This is a genomic window from Caldanaerobius fijiensis DSM 17918 (genome assembly GCF_900129075.1).
GTDB lineage: Bacteria > Bacillota > Thermoanaerobacteria > Thermoanaerobacterales > Caldanaerobiaceae > Caldanaerobius > Caldanaerobius fijiensis.
The window spans coordinates 103,964-121,926 of sequence record NZ_FQVH01000002.1; the positions used below are offsets into that span (position 1 = coordinate 103,964).

General features: G+C 36.0%; 26 protein-coding genes. All 26 read left to right on the top strand.

Annotated elements, in window-relative coordinates:
• Positions 1-6: 6 nt before the first annotated feature.
• The 26 genes from BUB87_RS14625 to BUB87_RS01995 all read left to right on the top strand — a co-directional run bounded on the left by BUB87_RS14625 (position 7) and on the right by BUB87_RS01995 (position 17,326).
• Entirely contained in the window at positions 7-213 is a 207-nt protein-coding gene (locus BUB87_RS14625; protein WP_159432348.1) for a hypothetical protein, read from the top strand.
• Between the two features lie 4 nt (positions 214-217).
• Positions 218-664, top strand: coding sequence for a PilW family protein (locus tag BUB87_RS01875; protein WP_073341404.1), 447 nt, complete (start codon positions 218-220; stop codon positions 662-664).
• A gap of 2 nt (positions 665-666) precedes the next feature.
• Positions 667-1,218: a hypothetical protein gene (locus BUB87_RS01880; RefSeq protein WP_073341405.1), complete on the top strand. Its 552-nt coding sequence runs from the start codon at positions 667-669 to the stop codon at positions 1,216-1,218.
• 1 nt (position 1,219) lies between these two features.
• On the top strand, positions 1,220-1,738 hold the full coding sequence (locus BUB87_RS01885) for a shikimate kinase (RefSeq protein ID WP_084110766.1): 519 nt from the start codon (positions 1,220-1,222) through the stop codon (positions 1,736-1,738).
• Positions 1,738-2,610: a TIM barrel protein gene (locus BUB87_RS01890; protein ID WP_200792733.1), complete on the top strand. Its 873-nt coding sequence runs from the start codon at positions 1,738-1,740 to the stop codon at positions 2,608-2,610. Before BUB87_RS01885 ends, BUB87_RS01890 begins: the two co-directional genes overlap by 1 nt.
• On the top strand, positions 2,603-3,724 hold the full coding sequence (gene proB / locus BUB87_RS01895) for a glutamate 5-kinase (protein ID WP_073341407.1): 1,122 nt from the start codon (positions 2,603-2,605) through the stop codon (positions 3,722-3,724). The genes BUB87_RS01890 and proB overlap by 8 nt, the downstream gene beginning before the upstream one ends.
• A gap of 12 nt (positions 3,725-3,736) precedes the next feature.
• Positions 3,737-4,987 carry a glutamate-5-semialdehyde dehydrogenase gene (locus BUB87_RS01900; protein WP_073341408.1) on the top strand — a complete coding sequence of 417 codons (1,251 nt, stop codon included), beginning with the start codon at positions 3,737-3,739 and terminating at the stop codon, positions 4,985-4,987.
• A 70-nt stretch (positions 4,988-5,057) separates the two neighbouring features.
• Positions 5,058-5,507, top strand: coding sequence for a type II 3-dehydroquinate dehydratase (aroQ, locus tag BUB87_RS01905; RefSeq protein ID WP_073341409.1), 450 nt, complete (start codon positions 5,058-5,060; stop codon positions 5,505-5,507).
• Complete coding sequence (locus BUB87_RS01910; protein WP_234945924.1) at positions 5,485-6,558, top strand: M24 family metallopeptidase; 1,074 nt, start codon at positions 5,485-5,487, stop codon at positions 6,556-6,558. The genes aroQ and BUB87_RS01910 overlap by 23 nt, the downstream gene beginning before the upstream one ends.
• Positions 6,559-6,582: 24 nt before the next feature.
• Positions 6,583-7,140: an elongation factor P gene (gene efp / locus BUB87_RS01915; RefSeq protein ID WP_073341410.1), complete on the top strand. Its 558-nt coding sequence runs from the start codon at positions 6,583-6,585 to the stop codon at positions 7,138-7,140.
• A 48-nt stretch (positions 7,141-7,188) separates the two neighbouring features.
• Entirely contained in the window at positions 7,189-7,590 is a 402-nt protein-coding gene (locus BUB87_RS01920; protein WP_073341411.1) for a CD1247 N-terminal domain-containing protein, read from the top strand.
• Positions 7,591-7,698: 108 nt separating this feature from the next.
• The gene (gene spoIIIAA / locus BUB87_RS01925) at positions 7,699-8,652 is read left to right on the top strand and encodes a stage III sporulation protein AA (RefSeq protein ID WP_268761559.1); all 954 of its coding nucleotides are present in this window, start codon (positions 7,699-7,701) and stop codon (positions 8,650-8,652) included.
• Positions 8,649-9,164 carry a stage III sporulation protein SpoIIIAB gene (gene spoIIIAB, locus BUB87_RS01930; protein ID WP_073341413.1) on the top strand — a complete coding sequence of 172 codons (516 nt, stop codon included), beginning with the start codon at positions 8,649-8,651 and terminating at the stop codon, positions 9,162-9,164. Before spoIIIAA ends, spoIIIAB begins: the two co-directional genes overlap by 4 nt.
• A gap of 37 nt (positions 9,165-9,201) precedes the next feature.
• Positions 9,202-9,399 carry a stage III sporulation protein AC gene (spoIIIAC, locus tag BUB87_RS01935; protein WP_073341414.1) on the top strand — a complete coding sequence of 66 codons (198 nt, stop codon included), beginning with the start codon at positions 9,202-9,204 and terminating at the stop codon, positions 9,397-9,399.
• A 16-nt stretch (positions 9,400-9,415) separates the two neighbouring features.
• Positions 9,416-9,802, top strand: a complete 387-nt coding sequence (spoIIIAD, locus tag BUB87_RS01940) for a stage III sporulation protein AD (RefSeq protein WP_073341415.1) — start codon at positions 9,416-9,418, stop codon at positions 9,800-9,802.
• A gap of 10 nt (positions 9,803-9,812) precedes the next feature.
• Positions 9,813-10,988, top strand: a complete 1,176-nt coding sequence (spoIIIAE, locus tag BUB87_RS01945) for a stage III sporulation protein AE (RefSeq protein WP_073341416.1) — start codon at positions 9,813-9,815, stop codon at positions 10,986-10,988.
• A gap of 5 nt (positions 10,989-10,993) precedes the next feature.
• Positions 10,994-11,554: a stage III sporulation protein AF gene (gene spoIIIAF, locus BUB87_RS01950; protein WP_073341417.1), complete on the top strand. Its 561-nt coding sequence runs from the start codon at positions 10,994-10,996 to the stop codon at positions 11,552-11,554.
• 28 nt (positions 11,555-11,582) lie between these two features.
• The gene (locus BUB87_RS01955) at positions 11,583-12,155 is read left to right on the top strand and encodes a hypothetical protein (RefSeq protein WP_084110770.1); all 573 of its coding nucleotides are present in this window, start codon (positions 11,583-11,585) and stop codon (positions 12,153-12,155) included.
• A gap of 37 nt (positions 12,156-12,192) precedes the next feature.
• Entirely contained in the window at positions 12,193-12,741 is a 549-nt protein-coding gene (locus BUB87_RS01960) for a SpoIIIAH-like family protein (RefSeq protein WP_073341418.1), read from the top strand.
• A 65-nt stretch (positions 12,742-12,806) separates the two neighbouring features.
• Complete coding sequence (locus BUB87_RS01965; RefSeq protein WP_073341419.1) at positions 12,807-13,205, top strand: Asp23/Gls24 family envelope stress response protein; 399 nt, start codon at positions 12,807-12,809, stop codon at positions 13,203-13,205.
• A gap of 58 nt (positions 13,206-13,263) precedes the next feature.
• Positions 13,264-13,773: an alkaline shock response membrane anchor protein AmaP gene (gene amaP / locus BUB87_RS01970; protein WP_073341420.1), complete on the top strand. Its 510-nt coding sequence runs from the start codon at positions 13,264-13,266 to the stop codon at positions 13,771-13,773.
• 11 nt (positions 13,774-13,784) lie between these two features.
• Positions 13,785-14,177, top strand: a complete 393-nt coding sequence (gene nusB, locus BUB87_RS01975) for a transcription antitermination factor NusB (protein WP_073341421.1) — start codon at positions 13,785-13,787, stop codon at positions 14,175-14,177.
• Positions 14,177-15,040, top strand: coding sequence for a bifunctional methylenetetrahydrofolate dehydrogenase/methenyltetrahydrofolate cyclohydrolase FolD (gene folD, locus BUB87_RS01980; RefSeq protein ID WP_073341422.1), 864 nt, complete (start codon positions 14,177-14,179; stop codon positions 15,038-15,040). Before nusB ends, folD begins: the two co-directional genes overlap by 1 nt.
• Positions 15,012-16,217, top strand: coding sequence for an exodeoxyribonuclease VII large subunit (xseA, locus tag BUB87_RS01985; RefSeq protein WP_073341423.1), 1,206 nt, complete (start codon positions 15,012-15,014; stop codon positions 16,215-16,217). The genes folD and xseA overlap by 29 nt, the downstream gene beginning before the upstream one ends.
• A complete protein-coding gene (xseB, locus tag BUB87_RS01990) occupies positions 16,210-16,458 on the top strand; it encodes an exodeoxyribonuclease VII small subunit (protein ID WP_073341424.1) in 249 nt (82 codons plus the stop codon). The genes xseA and xseB overlap by 8 nt, the downstream gene beginning before the upstream one ends.
• Positions 16,448-17,326, top strand: a complete 879-nt coding sequence (locus BUB87_RS01995) for a polyprenyl synthetase family protein (RefSeq protein ID WP_073341425.1) — start codon at positions 16,448-16,450, stop codon at positions 17,324-17,326. Before xseB ends, BUB87_RS01995 begins: the two co-directional genes overlap by 11 nt.
• Positions 17,327-17,963: the final 637 nt, after the last annotated feature.

Sequence of the window (17,963 nt, forward strand, 5' to 3'; positions counted from 1 at the left end):
ACTGAAATGGCATATATAGCCCAAAGCATTATAGAACTTTATAAGTCCAATAAAAATGTAGACCTTTCGCAATACAGCAGTAAATATGATATTACAATTAAAAAGATATTTCCTCCTGGTGTGCCTGAAAGTATAGAGGAATTGGATGTTACTTTGCGATTGAAAGCGCATGATTCTTTATATTTTCGCCTGGTCACTTATATAAGGAAGTGATGGTATGAGTAGAGGGTTTACTCTTATAGAGGTAATATTGTCCCTTGCATTGATTTCAATGGTTTTAATGATAGCGTTTTATTTTTCTTCTTATTCATACGATTATTATACCAGAATGATTAATGATTTAGATATACAGCAAAATGTCAGGTACGCTATGCACAAAATAGTAAGTGAGGTTAAGAAGGTCAATGACAGAGGAAAAATTGTAATAGAGAACGGGGGTAGAAAAATCAATATAATGGAGTCAAATTTCACTGCCCCACTGGATATTTATTATATTCCCGAAACTAAAACTATTTATATGTATTCTAGTGCACAAAATGATCTAGCTTATGGTATAGATGATTTTAATGCACGCCTTGAAGGCGATTTGTTGACGATATCTATAAAAGTCAAAAAGAAGGTATTGTCAGCATCAGTGAAATTAATGTATAATAGTGGTGATTAATTGTGGAACAACGAGGATGGGTTACTGTTGCTGTTATACTTATAGTGACAATAGCATTGCTCTATATAACCGCTTTAAGCGCCATGTCCAGTCAAGAGTATACCATGGCGCTTTATAGTAAACAAGAAATTGCTGCCATGTATTCAGCAGAAGCGGGTATGGAAGTAATGAAGGTTTATATAGAAGATGCAGTGGCGTCCTTAAATAACCAGATACAATGCATAAAGGAACAACGTGAAGCTCAAGGCTCTTTGCTTACGAAGGATAACGTATATGGTATTATTAACAATTATATGAGCAACTGGTGTGATACAATGTCCACAAACACCGTTAAAAATATCTATAATTATCCAGGTAAATATTATATTAAAGAATTAAAATATTTTGATTCTTTGAAGTCCGACTATAAAGTATTTCGCCATGTGTTGTTCTTACAGGTAATAGGAATTTGTGGTAAAAGCAGTACTGCATATAATGGGAATATTCAATTTAATGTTGATGATAATACTCTATTAGTGAGTACCAAGATCTTGATGTGGGGCAAGGTGAATTGATGTGAATGCTGTTTTGATAGGGTTTATGGGATGCGGGAAAACTACTGTAGGACGTATTGTTTCACAATACTTGAAGTGGAATTTTATTGATACCGATGATTTGATAGTTGAAAAAACTAAAATATCCATTTCCGATATATTCAAAAGATATGGCGAAGCTTATTTTCGACAGATAGAAAGCCAGATCATTAAGGATATTTCTGACGTGGATAAATGTGTTATATCACTGGGCGGTGGGGCCGTATTAAATGAGCAAAATATAAATACTTTAAAGGGGAAAGGCTTGGTATTCTACCTTAAAGGATCTCCAGAAACTATTATTGCCCACATTGGCGATAATAAAGATAGGCCATTGCTCCACACTTCAAATCCCTATAATACTATAAAAGAGCTATTAAATAAAAGACACCCATTATATGTTAAAAATAGCCATTACTCTATTGACATTGATGGGAAGGATCCTGAAACTATAGCACATGAAATCATTAACATTTTAAAAGATGCAGAAAGGAGAAAATGATGACGATAAAATTTGGACCATCTGGCAATTCTGATATTTTTTATCAACAAGGTCATAAATCCTCTCTTGAAATGCCCGCGTGGTTACGCGATATGGGCTTGGATGCATATGAGTATTCTTTTGGAAGGGGAATAAGGATTAAAGAAGATACTGCAAGATCTCTTGGTATAAATGCGAAATCTCAACAAATAACCATTTCTGTTCATGCACCCTATTATATTAATCTGGCAACCCCTGATGAAGAAAAAAGGCGCAATTCTATAAAGTATATCGTCGACAGCGTTATTGCCGCGGATTGGATGGGCGCAACAAGGGTTGTGATTCACCCGGGAGTACCTGGAAAAATGTCAAGGAAAGAAGCTTTAGAAAAGGCAAAGTATGTTTTAGCAAAAGCTTTAGAAGAAATTGATAGCCTGGGTCTTGGTCATATATCTTTGTGCCCTGAAACTATGGGTAAAAAGAATCAGTTAGGAACTGTTGACGAGGTTATGGATTTATGTTCCATTGATAATAGGCTTATCCCCACTATAGACTTTGGACATATACATGCACGGGACTGCGGAGCTATCAGAAATAAGGATGATTATGCCAGAATCCTAGATACGATTGAGTCGTCATTAAAAGATGAAAGAGCACTGCATTTTCATGTACACTTTAGTAGAATAGAGTACACTGAGGGAGGGGAAAGTAAACACTGGAATCTTAAAGATACACAGTTTGGCCCTGAATTTGAACCTTTGGCAGAATTGCTCGTCGAGCGCAAGTTACAGCCGACGATAATATGCGAATCGAGGGGCATGATGGCAGAAGATGCTCTGGAACTTAAGAAGATTTATCTAAGTAAATTGAATCAGGGAGGTCGTGATGTATAGCAATAAACATAAAAAAATAGTGGTCAAAATAGGGACCAGCTCATTGACACATGAAAATGGGAAATTAGATATTGAAGCCATTGAAAAATTAGTAAGGCAAATTACAAATATCCGAAATGCCGGTATTGATATCTCGCTTGTGTCGTCAGGGGCGGTGGGAGCCGGTATGACCAGACTTCACCTTAATCATAGACCGACGTCTATCCGAGAGAAGCAGGCTGTAGCCGCAGTTGGACAAGGTATACTTATGCATATATATGAGAAATTATTTAGCGAATACGGTTTAAGTGTCGCGCAGATACTGCTCACTCGCGATGATTTGAGCATTAGGAAGAGATGTGTCAATTTTATAAATACCATGTCAAAGCTTTTTGAATATGGTGTTGTTCCTATCATCAACGAAAATGATACAGTGGCAACTGAAGAACTTATGTTAAAATTTGGTGATAACGATACTTTATCGGCTATGGTAGCAAGTCTTATCGGTGCTGATTTGCTTGTAATATTATCTGATATAGATGGGCTCTATGATAAGGATCCCCATGTATACGACGATGCCAGACTTATACCTTTAGTTGAAAATATAACGGAGGATATACAGATAACAGCGGGAGATGCCGTTAGTGGTTATGGCACCGGTGGTATGAGGACAAAATTGACAGCTGCTCGCATTGCCACAGCTTCCGGCGTCAGTATGATAATAGCAAACAGTCGGGCTGATATGGTTTTAAGTCGTATTGTCAGTGGAGAATCTATAGGTACGTTTTTTAAACCCTCTGCTCATAAGTTAAATAGCAAAGGTATATGGTTAGCATTTGGCTCTTTAAGTAGCGGTAAAATATTTATAGATGAAGGAGCAAAGGATGCTATTATCAATAATGGTAAGAGTTTATTAGCGTGTGGCATTAAGTATGTTGAGGGGGATTTTGATGCGGGAGATACAGTGACGGTGTACGATGAACAAGGTCGCGAGGTGGCAAGGGGCATAGTGAATTTTTCAGCCTGTGATGTAAAAAAGATAATGGGTTGTTCATCAGAAAAAATAGAAGAAATATTAGGCTCAAAAAGCTGTGATGAAGTGATACACAGGGATAACATGGTTAAAACGTGTTAGGGAGGAAAAAATATGCTTGATGAATTAGTGCAAAAATGCGCTCAAGCAAAAGATTCGTCGAGAAAAATGGGTATGTTATCATCGGACCAAAAAAATGAAATCCTTTTAAAGATGGCAGAGTCTCTTATGGATAATGAAGAACGCATATTAGAAGCTAACTTTTATGACGTAGAGAGAGAAAAGAAAAAAGGCCTTTCAAATGCGCTTATAGATAGATTGACGTTAAATCACAGGAGAATACAGGATATGGTGGATGGATTAAAGGAGTTGACCACCTTAAGTGATCCTGTTGGTGAAATTGAGGGCATGTGGAAAAGACCTAATGGATTGACTATAGGGAAAATTAGGGTCCCAATAGGTGTCATAGGTATAATATATGAAGCACGGCCAAATGTTACAGTAGATGCCGCTGGCTTATGTATCAAAGCGGGCAATTCGGTTGTACTCAAAGGTGGATCTGAAGCTATTGAGTCCAATAAGACAATAGTAGATATCATTTCAAAAGCAGCTTACAGGGCCGGTGCACCAATGGGTTGTATCCAGCTTATAGAGGATACCGACAGGGAAACCGTAAAACGATTGATGAGGATGAACGAATATCTTGATGTGCTCATACCAAGAGGCGGTGCAGGTTTAATAAAAGCGGTAGTACAGAATGCTACTGTTCCTGTCATTGAAACAGGTGTTGGCAACTGTCACACTTATGTAGACGATGAGGCAGATCTTAAAAAAGCGGAAGAGATAGCATTTAATGCGAAAGTACAACGCCCAGGTGTATGCAATGCCATGGAAACCTTGCTAGTAAACGAAAAAATAGCTCAAGTTTTTTTACCTCCAATGATAGAGCGATTTAAAAAAGCAGGTGTTGAAATACGGGGATGTGAAAAGACGAGAGCAATTTGTCCTGAGGTGGTTCCAGCGACTGAGGAGGATTGGGCGACGGAGTATCTTGACCTTATCCTGGCAGTTAAAGTCGTTAGAGATATTGATGAAGCTATAGAGCATATTTATAAGTACGGGACCAAGCATTCTGAAGCAATAGTGACTGAAAATTACAGCAAAGCCAAAAAATTTTTGAGAGAAGTAGATGCAGCGGCTGTGTACGTCAATGCATCAACGAGATTTACCGATGGAGGCCAATATGGTTTTGGCGCTGAAATAGGCATAAGTACCCAGAAACTTCATGCCAGAGGACCTATGGGTTTAAAAGAGCTTACCACATATAAATATATCGTACTGGGTGATGGACAAATTAGAACATGATACTGGTCAAAATCAGTTAAATATGATATACTTCAATTATTAGCAATATTATATAAGGGGTATGTATATAATGCATGTACAGGTGATACACGGTCCCAATTTAAATTTTACAGGAATAAGGGAAAAAGACATATATGGTATTGCGGGGCTTGAAGATATCAATCGTAGAATTACAGCTCGTGCAAAGGAATTGGGTATTATTGTTGATATTGCTCAATCCAATAGCGAAGGTGAAATTATCGATATTATCCATAGTTGCTATAAGAGGGTTGATGGGATAATAATCAACGCAGGAGCTTATACCCACTATAGTTATGCTATAAGAGATGCTATAAAATCGGTTGATATTCCCTGTGTAGAAGTGCATTTATCTAATATATATTCCAGGGAAGAATTCCGACATAAATCGGTTTTATCTCCGGTGTGTGTTGGACAGATAGCGGGCTTTGGGGCTTATAGTTATCTACTGGCACTGGAATACTTTAGCTTGAAATGGAGTGATCAAAACGGTAAGGATTAAGAAGTTATGTGAAAGGATAAAGAAAGACGGGATAGAAGGAGCTTTAATCTTAAAACCAGTAAATATAAGGTATTTAAGCGGTTTTACTGGGGACGCGGGTTTCCTTTTGATAACAGAAACCAGGGTGATATTTTATACTGATTCCAGATATACAGAGCAAGCTCAAAAAGAGGTTATTGAGGGGATTGAAGTTCGGGAGCACGGTTATCCTGTGACTGAGTTTATGGCCGAACAAATCATTGACTTAAATATTAATACCCTGGGAATAGAAGAAAAATACATGACTGTAGACCTATACAGAGAATTAAAAGAAAAATTTTCAGGGACTTTTAAGAGTATAGATAGTTATATCAGTAATATGAGAATGATTAAAGAAAAAAGTGAATTAGAACGGATAAAAAAAGCGCAAGATATAGCAGACAAAGCGTTTCAGTACATATGTGGATTTATAAAGCCAGGAGTCACTGAAAAGGATATTGCCAATGAGATTGAATATTATATCAAGAAAAATGGTGCTTCAGGGACTTCCTTTCCTACAATCGTGGTAAGTGGTAAAAATGGTTCATTGCCCCATGGTCAACCTACGAATAAAGAAATCCGCAATGGCGAGTTCGTGACTATGGATTTTGGGTGCGTTTATGAAGGCTATTGTTCGGATATGACCAGAACTATAGCAGTAGGAAACGTAGACAGCGAAATGAGGAAAGTTTATAATACTGTCTTAAATGCACAGATATCTGCCCTTGAAAATATCGAAGCAAATATGGCTCTAAAAGATGCCGATAGTATAGCCAGGGAATTCATTAAAAAAGAGGGTTTTGGTCAATATTTTGGACATAGCCTGGGACATGGTGTAGGTCTTGAGATTCATGAAGAGCCCGGGGTGGGGCCAAGATCTGACGGATTATTACTGCCAGGGACAGTGATAACCGTAGAGCCTGGAATATACATACCCGGCAGGTTTGGAGTCAGAATAGAAGATATGATATTCGTAGGTGAAAATGGTACAATAGATATAACTAAGTCAAATAAACAATTGATTATATTATAATAATAAACACGGAGGGATTATGTAATGATATCAGCAGGTGATTTTAAAAAAGGTGTTACAATAGAGTTAGATGGTCAAATTTACACAATAGTGGATTTTCAGCATGTAAAACCAGGAAAGGGTGCAGCATTTGTAAGGACTAAAATAAAGAACGTAGTCACAGGTGCTGTCTTAGAGCGCACTTTTAACCCTACAGAAAAGGTAGAAGAAGCTCACATAGAAAGAAAAGATATGCAATATTTATACAATGACGGTAATTTTTATTATTTTATGGATACGGAAACGTATGAGCAACTTCCTCTGAGCAAAGATGTGGTGGAAGATGCTATGAAATTTTTAAAAGAAAATATGATCGCCACAGTCAAGTCCTATAAGGGTAAAGTTTTCTCAGTGGAACCTCCAACCTTTGTGGAGCTTCGGGTAATAGAAACAGAGCCCGGTTTTAAAGGTGATACTGCTACAGGAGGATCAAAGCCTGCGACAGTGGAAACCGGTGCGGTTATACAGGTCCCATTATTTATAAACGTAGGAGACGTGTTAAAAATCGATACAAGGACGGGAGAATATATAGAGCGGGTATAGTATTGTGTATATGTGTCGATAATATATCTGTGAAAAGGAGGGTTTAAGGTGAGTTATTTAAATGAGAAGGTTTCGTATTTGCGTGGTTTGGCAGAAGGCCTTGGCATGGAAGGCACTAAAGAACAAAAGATCATAAATGCTATTATTGACACCCTTGAAGAATTTGCTGACGCTTACGATGAATTGGAGAGCAGCTATTCGGATTTAAAGGATTATGTAGATACTATTGACGATGATCTGGCTGATATAGAAAATGAGCTTTATGAAGAAGATGATAATTACGTTGAAGTAGAGTGCCCTAACTGCCATGAGACGGTATATGTAGATGAAGACATTTTTGATGATGAAGACGGTGAAATAGTGTGCCCTAATTGTAATGAGACGATATATGTAAAGGATTTAGAAGAGCAGGACTATGATTTTGACGACGATAATGATGACGAGGATTAAAATAAAATGATATGGTATAAAAAGGGAATCCATGAAGATGGGTTCTCTTTTTTTATGTCATAAAGTCTGTGTACCCATAATATAAATTTATTGAAAGGAGGACAAGTTGTGTTAGATGAGGTATTAGCATCTCTCCCAAGAAATATAAGGGAAATTGTTATGAAGATTTCTGATGTTGAGATGGGGAAAATCGAAGAGATAAGGTTAAGAGAGGACAAACCGTTATCTATTTCTGTGGATAGCCAAATATATCATATAAATAGCTTGGGTCACATTGTAGATGAAAGCAATGCGTACATAGTTACACATAAAGATATTGAAAGCGTTATACAGCTTATATCAAATTATTCTATATATGCCTTTGAAGATGAACTCAAAAACGGCTTTATAACCATAAAAGGAGGGCATCGCGTTGGCCTTACAGGTAGGGTAGTACTTGACGGTGATAAAATAAAGACGCAAAAGCATATAACATGTGTCAATTTTAGAATTACAAGGGAATTAGAAGGCATTTCAAATGGAATTTTAGAGTATATATTAAATTATGGTCAGATAAAAAATACATTGATAATTTCGCCACCTAGATGTGGTAAGACTACATTGTTAAGAGACATTGCCAGAAATCTTAGTTTACATGGGTTTAACGTGGGAATTGTAGATGAAAGATCAGAAATTGCAGGTTGCCACAATGGTGTACCACAGAGAAATGTGGGGCCAAATACCGATGTTCTTGACGCGTGTCCTAAGAATATAGGAATATTGTTGATGATAAGGTCTATGTCTCCTTCTGTGATTATCACAGATGAAATTGGCGATGCTGAGGATATAAAAGCAATAAACCAATGTTTAAAAGCAGGGGTTTCTATTATCACTTCAATACATGGGTATGATTTGAACGATATAAAGAAGAGGATTAATATTAAAGGTTTATTTGAAAATGAATTCTTTGATAGGTATATAGTTCTTTCACCAAGATTAGGCACAGGTACACTGGAAGAGATATTAGATAGCGAGGGTAATCCTATTTATAAGGGTCCAAAAAGATTGGAGGTGATAAAGTGATATTGAAGATTCTGGGAAGCACTATGGTATTGTTTTCTACAACATTTTTAGGTATATCCATAGCCAATAATTATAAATTGAGGTTAACTGCTTTAAGAGATATACAGAGATGTCTGGAGTATTTGATGACAGAGGTAATATACGTACAGACACCTTTACCCGAGGCATTTATAAATACTGCAAAAATTGCCAGCAAAGAGATTGCTCCACTTTTTGAGGCCACCATAGAGATATTAGAGAGAGAAGAGAATTGCTCTATAAAGCAGGCTTTTATTAAGTCCCTTGAAAAATTGGATCTACCTCTGGATAGAGAAGATATAAAAATAATTAAGCATTTAGGTAACACTCTTGGGTCAACAGACGTAGAAAATCAGGTCAGGGCTTTTAAGCTGGCGTTAAGCCGTCTCTCAAAACAGGAGGAATTGGCCCTAAAGCTAAAAGAAAAAAATGAAAAACTTTTTAAAGAAATTGGGTTTTTATGTGGGGCTATTATTGTCATATTGCTCATATAAATGCCACATAAGAATAGATGTGAAGGAGTGTACTAAAATGAACGTTGACTTGATATTTAAAATTGCTGCTATAGGTATACTAGTTTCTGTTTTAAATATGATACTAACCCATTCAGGCCGCGAGGAACAGGCCATGATGGTTACATTGGCAGGCATCGTCGTCGTTTTAATGATGGTTATCACTTTAATAAATCAGTTGTTTACAACGGTAAAAAGCATTTTCAATTTATATTGATATTGGAGTTTTATTTATGGATATTGCGCATATTGTCATGTTAGGTCTTATTGCTGCATTATTGTCTATTATATTAAAGGAGCAAAAACCTGAACTGTCCATGATAATAGCATTGGTCACAGGGATCATCATATTTATTTTTACTGTTGATAAATTACTACCTGTTCTGGACATTTTGAAAAATATATCCGAGAAAGCGCATGTGGATAAATTATATCTTGGCATAACGTTAAAGATAGTAGGAATTGCTTATATAACAGAATTTGCAGCTCAGATTTTAAAGGATGCGGAAGAAAACAGTATTGCTTCAAGAGTAGAATTTGGTGGCAAAGTGCTCATCCTATTGCAAGCATTACCTATATTAACGGCACTAGTGGATACAGTTCTAAATATTATGAGATGAAGGTGAGTATATGAACGTAAGAAAAATAGAAGTCATAAAAATGATATCTTTATCTGCATTGATAATATTTAATATCATAACATTTGCCTTTGCCTCTAACCTGCCACAGGATATAATAAACCAGCAAGAAAAAAATTTAAACGTGGAAAATGTCCAGCAGATATTGGATGAGATAAGCAGCCAAAATAGCAATTTTCCTAAATTAAATATAGTGAATATAATACGGGATATTATTAATGGGAAAAATATCCTTAACATGAACCAATTAATACCTGACATATTTAAAGTAGTATTCGGAGAGATTTCGTTAAATATAAGGCTTTTAATCCAAATAATTGCTCTGAGTGTCATATGTGCACTGCTGATAAATCTTCAGCAAAGCTTTAATGATGAGACCATTAGTCAAATTGCTTTTATAGTAACATATATGGTAATTGTCATATTGCTTTTAAATAGTTTTAAGGCATCGATGGACGTGGGTAAAAGAACTATTGATCAAATGGTAAATTTTATGCAAGCACTGATGCCCACACTTTTTGCAGCATTGGTATCATCTGGTTCTGCTGTTTCAGCAGCGACATTTAACCCTATAATAGCATTTTCCGTCGAAGGTATAAGTGCTATAATGAGGGATTATATAATTCCAGTTATATATTGGATATCTGTGCTGTCGTTGATCAATAATTTAAATACAAGGCTGCAGATTGACAAATATATCGATTTTATCAGAAGTATTATTACAACTATCATTGTCCTTTTACCTTTGATGTTTTTAGGTGTTCTGACTGTCGAAGGAATAACATCTCCTTTCGTTGATAATGCAGCGATCAAAACAGCTAAGTTTGCAACGGGTAAATTTATACCTATGGTGGGGAGCGTGATGTCCGATACTTTTGATGCAATATTGAGATATACCGTGATATTGAAAAATAGTATTGGTGTCATTGGGATGCTAGCCGTGGTATTTATAACGGTTTATCCATTAATAAAGATGTTTGCACTGCTGATTATACTTAAAATTTCAGCAGCTTTTATACAGCCTATTTCTGATGAAAGAGTTGTAAAGGGAATTGAAGGAGTAGCCAATTCGCTTACACTTTTGATGAGTTGCGTTGTTGTAGTTGCTGTTATGTTTTTTATATCACTGGCCATATTACTGGCTACTACCAGCTTTTTAAGGGTGTGATATGTATGATGCTTTTTTTAAAATCCTGGATTACAAATATTGCAATGTTAGTCATATTTGTCACTGTAGTTGATATGTTGATACCTGATAATAAATATAGAAAGTATATAGATCTGGTAATTGGTATGCTAGTGATGATTGCTGTAATAAAACCCATCCTTGGCCTTATAACTTTCGGAGACGGAGATATTCTAAAAACACCCCAGATAGTTGATACAAAATTTAATTATAACATTGATGATATACAGAAAAAACAGGATGAATTGATAATGAAGGTGTATAAAGAAAATTTGGCCAATCAAATATCAAACTATATTAAAAATAAATATGGATTAAATGTAAATACTGTAGAGGTGTCATTAGACGATGGAAATAGCGTTTATGCTATAAAAAGCATAAATATTAAAGTTAATGACATCAGTAATCAAAAAATTAGACAGGTACAAAAAGTTATATTAAATCAAACATTGATAGACCAACAAAATGAATTAATACAAAATATTAGAAAAGACATTTCGTTAGTATATAATTTACCCATAAAGAATATAAGTATAGTAAAGAATTGAAATGAACTAGAGATGAGAGGTGAGTTCTTTGAAGTCGCTGCTAAAATTTATTAACTTTAAATATGATAAAAAGATGGAAAATTTAATTGTCCTTACTTTAATGGGTATTATACTGATCATTGCTGGAAGCTTTTTCGTCAAAGGAGCAGATAGCAATAAAACGACTGATAACATTAAACATATTAAAGCAACTGATATAGATACCTCTTATGAAAGCGCATTGGAAAAAAAACTAAAAGATATACTATCTAAAGTGGACGGTGTAAGAGGGGTTGATGTAATGGTGACGCTGGCTTCTGATAAAAGCACTTTGATTCCCGCAGTGGACAATAATGAATCCAGAAGGGTTACAGAAGAAAAAGACAATCAAGGTGGAACCCGTACCATAACGGAGTATTCAAATAACAAAAAGACCGTAACCATAAGTACTGCATCAGGTACACAGCCTTTAGTATTAAGTGAAACTGTACCAGATGTAAAAGGCGTCTTGGTAGTAGTAGATGGCAACAATGATTCGGATTTTTTGTATAAGCTTTCTAATATGGTGCAGGTAGCCTTAGGAATTCCTGCATACAAGGTAATGGTGGTGGCGGGCAAGTAATATATTTATATAAAAATATAAATTGGAGGGGTTATTTATGAAAAGTAAACGTACAATAGCATTAATTGCGTTGGTGCTGTTGCTGGCAGTAGCGGTAATCATGGATTATCAGTATGGGAAAAATAATTTGCCGATTAATGCAACAGAAACGGATAAAAATGTAGCACAAATGCTAAATACAAGTAAAAAAACATCAACCAATGTAAGTAAAGATAAAGCAGTAACTGCCAATTCTGATGTATTTGCAGATTATAGGCAGGATAGAGAAAGAACCAGAAGTGAAAGCATAGCAAACTTAAAAGAAATTGTAGATAATGAAAAGACATCGAAAGAAAACAGAGATAAAGCCCAGGCTGAGATTATAAAACTGACGGAGCAAACAAATAAAGAGATGACTATAGAGAACTTGATAAAAGCTAAAGGATTCAAAGACGTTCTGGTATTTATAGACGATAAATCAGCAAACGTATTAATTGATACTAACCAGCAGTTAACAGCCGCTCGCATAGCTCAGATACAAGATATAGTTACACGGGAAACAGGGCTATCAGTAGATCAAATACATATAATCAAACGTAAAAGTTGAAAAAAATTTGCCAATTCAAAAATTAGTTGATATAATATATATATAAACAAAGGGAGGTTTTAGAAATGGAGGAGAAAGTTACAGAACAGACCAGCGAATATGGGTCAATAAGGATAGCGGATGAGGTTGTAAGTGTGATTGCAGGACTGGCTGCTACTGAAATTGAAGGCGTTGCAGGAATGAGCGGTGGGGTAGTAAATGGTATAACAGAAATGCTGGGTAAAAAGAACTTATCTAAGGGTGTCAAAGTAGAAGTTGGAGAAAAGGAAGCAAAAGTAGATTTATACATAATTGTTGAATACGGTGTACGAATACCGGAGGTGGCTTGGAAGGTACAGGAAAACGTCAAAAGATCTCTGGAATCTATGACGGGATTAAAAGTCATAGAGGTCAACATACATGTACAAGGTATCAACATGGATAATAGGAATGCAAGGGTAGACGAATATACCGGTACTAAATAAAATTAACCCTCTGAATATTCAGAGGGTTAATTTGGATTAATAGAGAGGAGGCGTTCCTTTGAAGCTGATAGCGAAAGTTCTGTCGTTTTTTTATATAACGGGTATAATAATTATAGCATTAAACTTTATGCTTACACCTGAGAGTCATGTTATTGAAGTGATTAAAAACAATTATAACTATGTTATGCTTATAAGTTTAGTATATTTGCTGCTAAGTATTGTTTTATTGCTGTCATGGATCTCTGGTAAAGAGGCTGAGTCTGTTTCGCTTCTTACTGAACATGGCGAGGTAGCTATATCGATTGTAACGCTAGAGAGCTTGGCAAAAAGTGTTATAGATGAATTAAAAGATATAAAAGAGGCAAAGGTAAAAGCACATATTGTAAAAAACCAGGTTGTGTATTATATTAATATAGTAGTCGCAAAAGATATAGTAATACCAGAACTGTCCAATAAATTGCAAAAGCAGATTATAGAATCAGTGGAAAAAAATTCTGGTATTAAAGTTGCGGCTGTTAAAGTAAATGTAGCAAATGTCACTACATTTTTAAGGCATAAACTAGAGTAGGGAGATATGGTATGACCAGAAAAAGTGCTAGAGAATTAATACTTAAATTGATCTATGAAATGGATTTAAGAGAAGTAAAGGCGGATGACGTGTTAAATAGGGAAGATGATTATGGAGATCAAGAAGAATATATAAAAAGAACAGTAAAAGGCGTATATGAGAAAATGGACCAATTAGATGAGATTATAAGCCGTTATTCTATAGGATGGGATATAAGTCGCATGAATAAAGTCGACTTGGCTATTTTGAGATATTCCATTTATGAGATATTAGATGGTACTATTCATCCATCAATTACGATTAATGAAGCAGTAGAATTAGCAAAAAAATACAGTACAGAAAAATCAGGCCAGTTTATTAATGGTATACTTGGTAGCTATTTAAGAAATGAAGGAGGGAAATAATGGCGGTACTAGATGGACAAACATTAGCTAAGAAAATAAGGGCGAATATTAAAGATGAAATTAAAAAATTTGTGGATATGGGAAAGAGGCCTCCAGGGTTAGCTGTGGTATTAGTAGGAGAGGATCCTGCTTCGCAACTTTATGTTTCTATGAAGGAAAAAGCGTGTAAGCAAGTAGGAATGTACTCGAAAAAAGTTTTGTTGCCACAAGATATAAGTGAATCAGAATTACTTGATAATATACACGATTTAAACGAAGACCCTAATATTGATGGCATATTAGTGCAACTTCCGTTACCACGCGGATTAAATGAACATGTCATAAATGAGAATATAAAGACCGACAAGGATGTAGATGGTTTTAGCCCAGTAAATTTTGGGAAATTACATCTGGGTATAAGTGGATTTGAACCTTGTACCCCTAAAGGAATTATAAGGTTGTTAAAGGAGTACGGAATAAAAATAGAAGGGAAAAACGCTGTTGTCGTCGGAAGAAGTAACATAGTGGGCAAACCTATTGCTGCACTTTTATTAAGAGAAAATGCAACAGTTACAATATGTCATTCTAAGACAGAAAATCTCAAAGACTATACGCTGAGGGCTGATATATTGGTGTCAGCTGTAGGAAAGGCACATATAATTAAGAGCGATATGATAAAAGAAGGTGCCGTAGTGGTGGATGCGGGAACTACAAAGGTTGAAGGAAAATTATATGGTGATTGTGATTACGAAAATATGCTGGCAAAAGCATCCTGGATAACACCGGTACCCGGTGGCGTGGGACCAATGACTATAGCCATGCTTTTAGAGAATACCATGGAGGCATATAAAAAGCATGTATTTGAAAATATTAACAGTAAGTGAGGTTACGTCATACATAAAAAAGTTATTTTCTTCTGATGTTATATTAGGAAGGATAAACGTAAGCGGGGAGATATCTAACTTTCAAATTGCTGCAAACGTCGCTTTTTTTACTTTGAAAGATCCCTATAGCAGTATTAACTGTATCATGTTTGATGATGCCATGCAGCATCTTGAATTTACACCACAAGATGGTATGCAAGTGACGATAACCGCAAAGGCTTTATTTTATGAAAAAGATGGAAAGGTTTATTTAAATACCTTTAATATCAAATTAAACGGATCAGGGGAATTGTACATAGCATTTCAAAAGCTGAAAGAAAAATTATATAGAAAAGGAATGTTTGACGAAAAGAATAAGAAGCCGTTGCCATTTTTGCCTAAAAAAATATGCGTAGTGACTTCTTTATCGGGTTCTGTGCTATATGACATTATTAATATAGCCAAGAGGAGAAATCCTTTTGTCGATTTGATGATTTTTCCCGTGAGAGTACAGGGCGAAATGGCTGCTAAAGAAATAGCAGAGGCTATTAAAATTATAAATCAAAGGGATGATGTAGATGTCATAATTCTGGCAAGAGGTGGGGGATCTATAGAAGAATTATGGGCGTTTAATGAGGAGATAGTCGCACAAGCTATATTTGATTCTAGAATACCCATTGTCTCGGCGGTTGGCCATGAGACGGATTATACCATATCTGATTTTGTATCGGACAAAAGGGCTCCCACCCCTTCGGCAGCAGCAGAAATTGTGATACCATCGATTTTTGATTTACATGCGAACTTACATAATCTCAAAATCAGGTTGGTATCAGCAATGAAACTGATTTTAGAGGTTAAAACGAACAGGTTAAATGCCATTAAAAGCAGTAAGGTATTTGCGTATCCCTACGATCTTTTAGCCAATAAAAAACTCCAGATAGCCTATATCACTAAACATTTGTGTGATTTAATTGAAAAAATTATAAGTAAAAAGGATGCAGAATATAAAGAGCTACGGGCAAAACTGGATGCATTGAACCCGTTAGCTATTTTGAGCAGAGGATATGCGATCGTACAGAGTCGTGACCATCAAAAAATATTATCGTCACAAAAGCTACAGGTAAATGATGAGATCAATATCAGATTTTATGACGGCTCCGCCTTATGCATTGTAAAGGAAGTGTTATCGAATGACTAAAAAGTCATCTGATTTGACTTTTGAAGAAGCACTAAGGAAGTTAGAAGAAATTGTAAAAAAATTAGAAAGTGGCAATCAAACTCTAGAGGATTCGCTTATACTATTTCAAGAAGGTATAGAATTATCTAAAATATGTACTAAGAAGCTTAATGATGCTAGCGGTAAAATATCGATTTTGACAAGAGAGATAGATGGGAGTTTCTCAGAAAAACCATTTGTGGAGGATAAAAATGATAGATGAACTGAAAAAATACATAGAAATTGTAGATAACGCTTTAGATAAATATCTTCCTGATGAAAGCTCATATCCCCAAATTATTCATGAATCTATGAGATATAGCGTGTTTGCAGGTGGTAAGCGCATACGGCCTATATTATGCTTAAAAACCTGTGAGATGGTAAGCGGTGATTATACTGTGGCATTGCCAGTGGCTTGTGCTATTGAGATGATCCATACATATTCTCTTATTCACGATGATTTGCCTGCAATGGATAATGATGATTTTAGAAGAGGAAAACCTACAAATCATAAGATTTATGGGGATGCTATAGCTCTTTTGGCAGGCGATGCTCTTTTGACTCATGCTTTTGCTGTTTTAAATAATTACGCATTGCAAAATCCAAATAAAAAAATTCTTGAAGCTATAGAGGTTATAGCAAAGGCTGCAGGTACAGAAGGTATGATTGGAGGACAGGTTGTAGACATCATTTATCAAGGGAAAAGTATCGACGAGAAGACTATGTACTATATGCATAATCATAAGACAGGAGCTCTTATAAAAGCATCTGTCTTATCAGGTGCTATAATTGGTGGTGCTGATGATGTTCAATTAAATGCTTTAGAAAAATACGCTGATTACCTGGGATTGGCTTTTCAGATCATGGATGATGTTTTAGATGTAATAGGTAATGAAAAACAATTGGGTAAACCTGTGGGAAGCGATGCTAAAAATAATAAATGTACTTTTGTGTCAATATATGGTTTAGATAAAGCCAGGCAGTTAGTTCAGGATTTTACTAAAGAAGCTGTAGAGGCGTTGAGTATTTTTGGCGAAAAGTCGTCGTTTTTACGCGAATTTGTCATCTATCTTTCAAAAAGAAAAGCCTAATCTTAAAATACTCGTTATTTCTCCATTATAGTAGCTTACCCTCCTTCGTATAAAATTTGATTATAGAAAATTTATATGTTATAATTGGAATGCAGTACTTGGTGGAGAGCGGAAGTGGCGCAGTATTCTAGTCAGCACTGCCAATCCTGAAGACGGGCCTAAAAATCCGTCAAGGGCATATCGATGAAGCTCCTTGTGCTGGCTGCCAACGCCCAGTTGGGAGCTGGTGCTGGGAGATAAGGAAATGGGGCGATCCACAATGGCATGTGGGCGTTGACCCTGTTTCCGTTGAGGCCTAAGTATGTAATCCGAGGTGGATTACGGCTTAGGGGTAAACCTGTTTCGCGGTTAAAAGCTGTGAGCAGTGTAGCCTGCCTTGAGTGAAAAAGGTGGAGATGAGGTTCGAATTTTATCTCGATGGCCTAAGAGATAAAATTTTTGCTCATTGAAACCTTTTTTGCAAAAGAGGCTAGGGGTTGGTAAGGCTGTTGAGGAAAGCTCCTAGACTGTACTTATATAGTGGCATGTCAGAGATTACAGTGTAGTCTTAGTGGTAATCCAGTCCTATCATTGGCGACATGATAGAAATGGGTTTAAAGGGAAACCGCCTTTTTGGCGACAAAGAGGTACCCATTTG

Bases quoted from the DNA above. Each gene is read 5' to 3' on its own strand.
- BUB87_RS14625 (WP_159432348.1), top strand. From the start codon at position 7: ATGGCATATATAGCCCAAAGCATTATAGAACTTTATAAGTCCAATAAA.
- BUB87_RS01875 (WP_073341404.1), top strand. From the start codon at position 218: ATGAGTAGAGGGTTTACTCTTATAGAGGTAATATTGTCCCTTGCATTG.
- BUB87_RS01890 (WP_200792733.1), top strand. From the start codon at position 1,738: ATGACGATAAAATTTGGACCATCTGGCAATTCTGATATTTTTTATCAA.
- proB (WP_073341407.1), top strand. From the start codon at position 2,603: ATGTATAGCAATAAACATAAAAAAATAGTGGTCAAAATAGGGACCAGC.
- BUB87_RS01900 (WP_073341408.1), top strand. From the start codon at position 3,737: ATGCTTGATGAATTAGTGCAAAAATGCGCTCAAGCAAAAGATTCGTCG.
- aroQ (WP_073341409.1), top strand. From the start codon at position 5,058: ATGCATGTACAGGTGATACACGGTCCCAATTTAAATTTTACAGGAATA.
- efp (WP_073341410.1), top strand. From the start codon at position 6,583: ATGATATCAGCAGGTGATTTTAAAAAAGGTGTTACAATAGAGTTAGAT.
- spoIIIAC (WP_073341414.1), top strand. From the start codon at position 9,202: ATGAACGTTGACTTGATATTTAAAATTGCTGCTATAGGTATACTAGTT.
- spoIIIAD (WP_073341415.1), top strand. From the start codon at position 9,416: ATGGATATTGCGCATATTGTCATGTTAGGTCTTATTGCTGCATTATTG.
- spoIIIAE (WP_073341416.1), top strand. From the start codon at position 9,813: ATGAACGTAAGAAAAATAGAAGTCATAAAAATGATATCTTTATCTGCA.
- spoIIIAF (WP_073341417.1), top strand. From the start codon at position 10,994: ATGATGCTTTTTTTAAAATCCTGGATTACAAATATTGCAATGTTAGTC.
- BUB87_RS01960 (WP_073341418.1), top strand. From the start codon at position 12,193: ATGAAAAGTAAACGTACAATAGCATTAATTGCGTTGGTGCTGTTGCTG.
- BUB87_RS01965 (WP_073341419.1), top strand. From the start codon at position 12,807: ATGGAGGAGAAAGTTACAGAACAGACCAGCGAATATGGGTCAATAAGG.
- nusB (WP_073341421.1), top strand. From the start codon at position 13,785: ATGACCAGAAAAAGTGCTAGAGAATTAATACTTAAATTGATCTATGAA.
- folD (WP_073341422.1), top strand. From the start codon at position 14,177: ATGGCGGTACTAGATGGACAAACATTAGCTAAGAAAATAAGGGCGAAT.
- xseA (WP_073341423.1), top strand. From the start codon at position 15,012: ATGTATTTGAAAATATTAACAGTAAGTGAGGTTACGTCATACATAAAA.
- xseB (WP_073341424.1), top strand. From the start codon at position 16,210: ATGACTAAAAAGTCATCTGATTTGACTTTTGAAGAAGCACTAAGGAAG.
- BUB87_RS01995 (WP_073341425.1), top strand. From the start codon at position 16,448: ATGATAGATGAACTGAAAAAATACATAGAAATTGTAGATAACGCTTTA.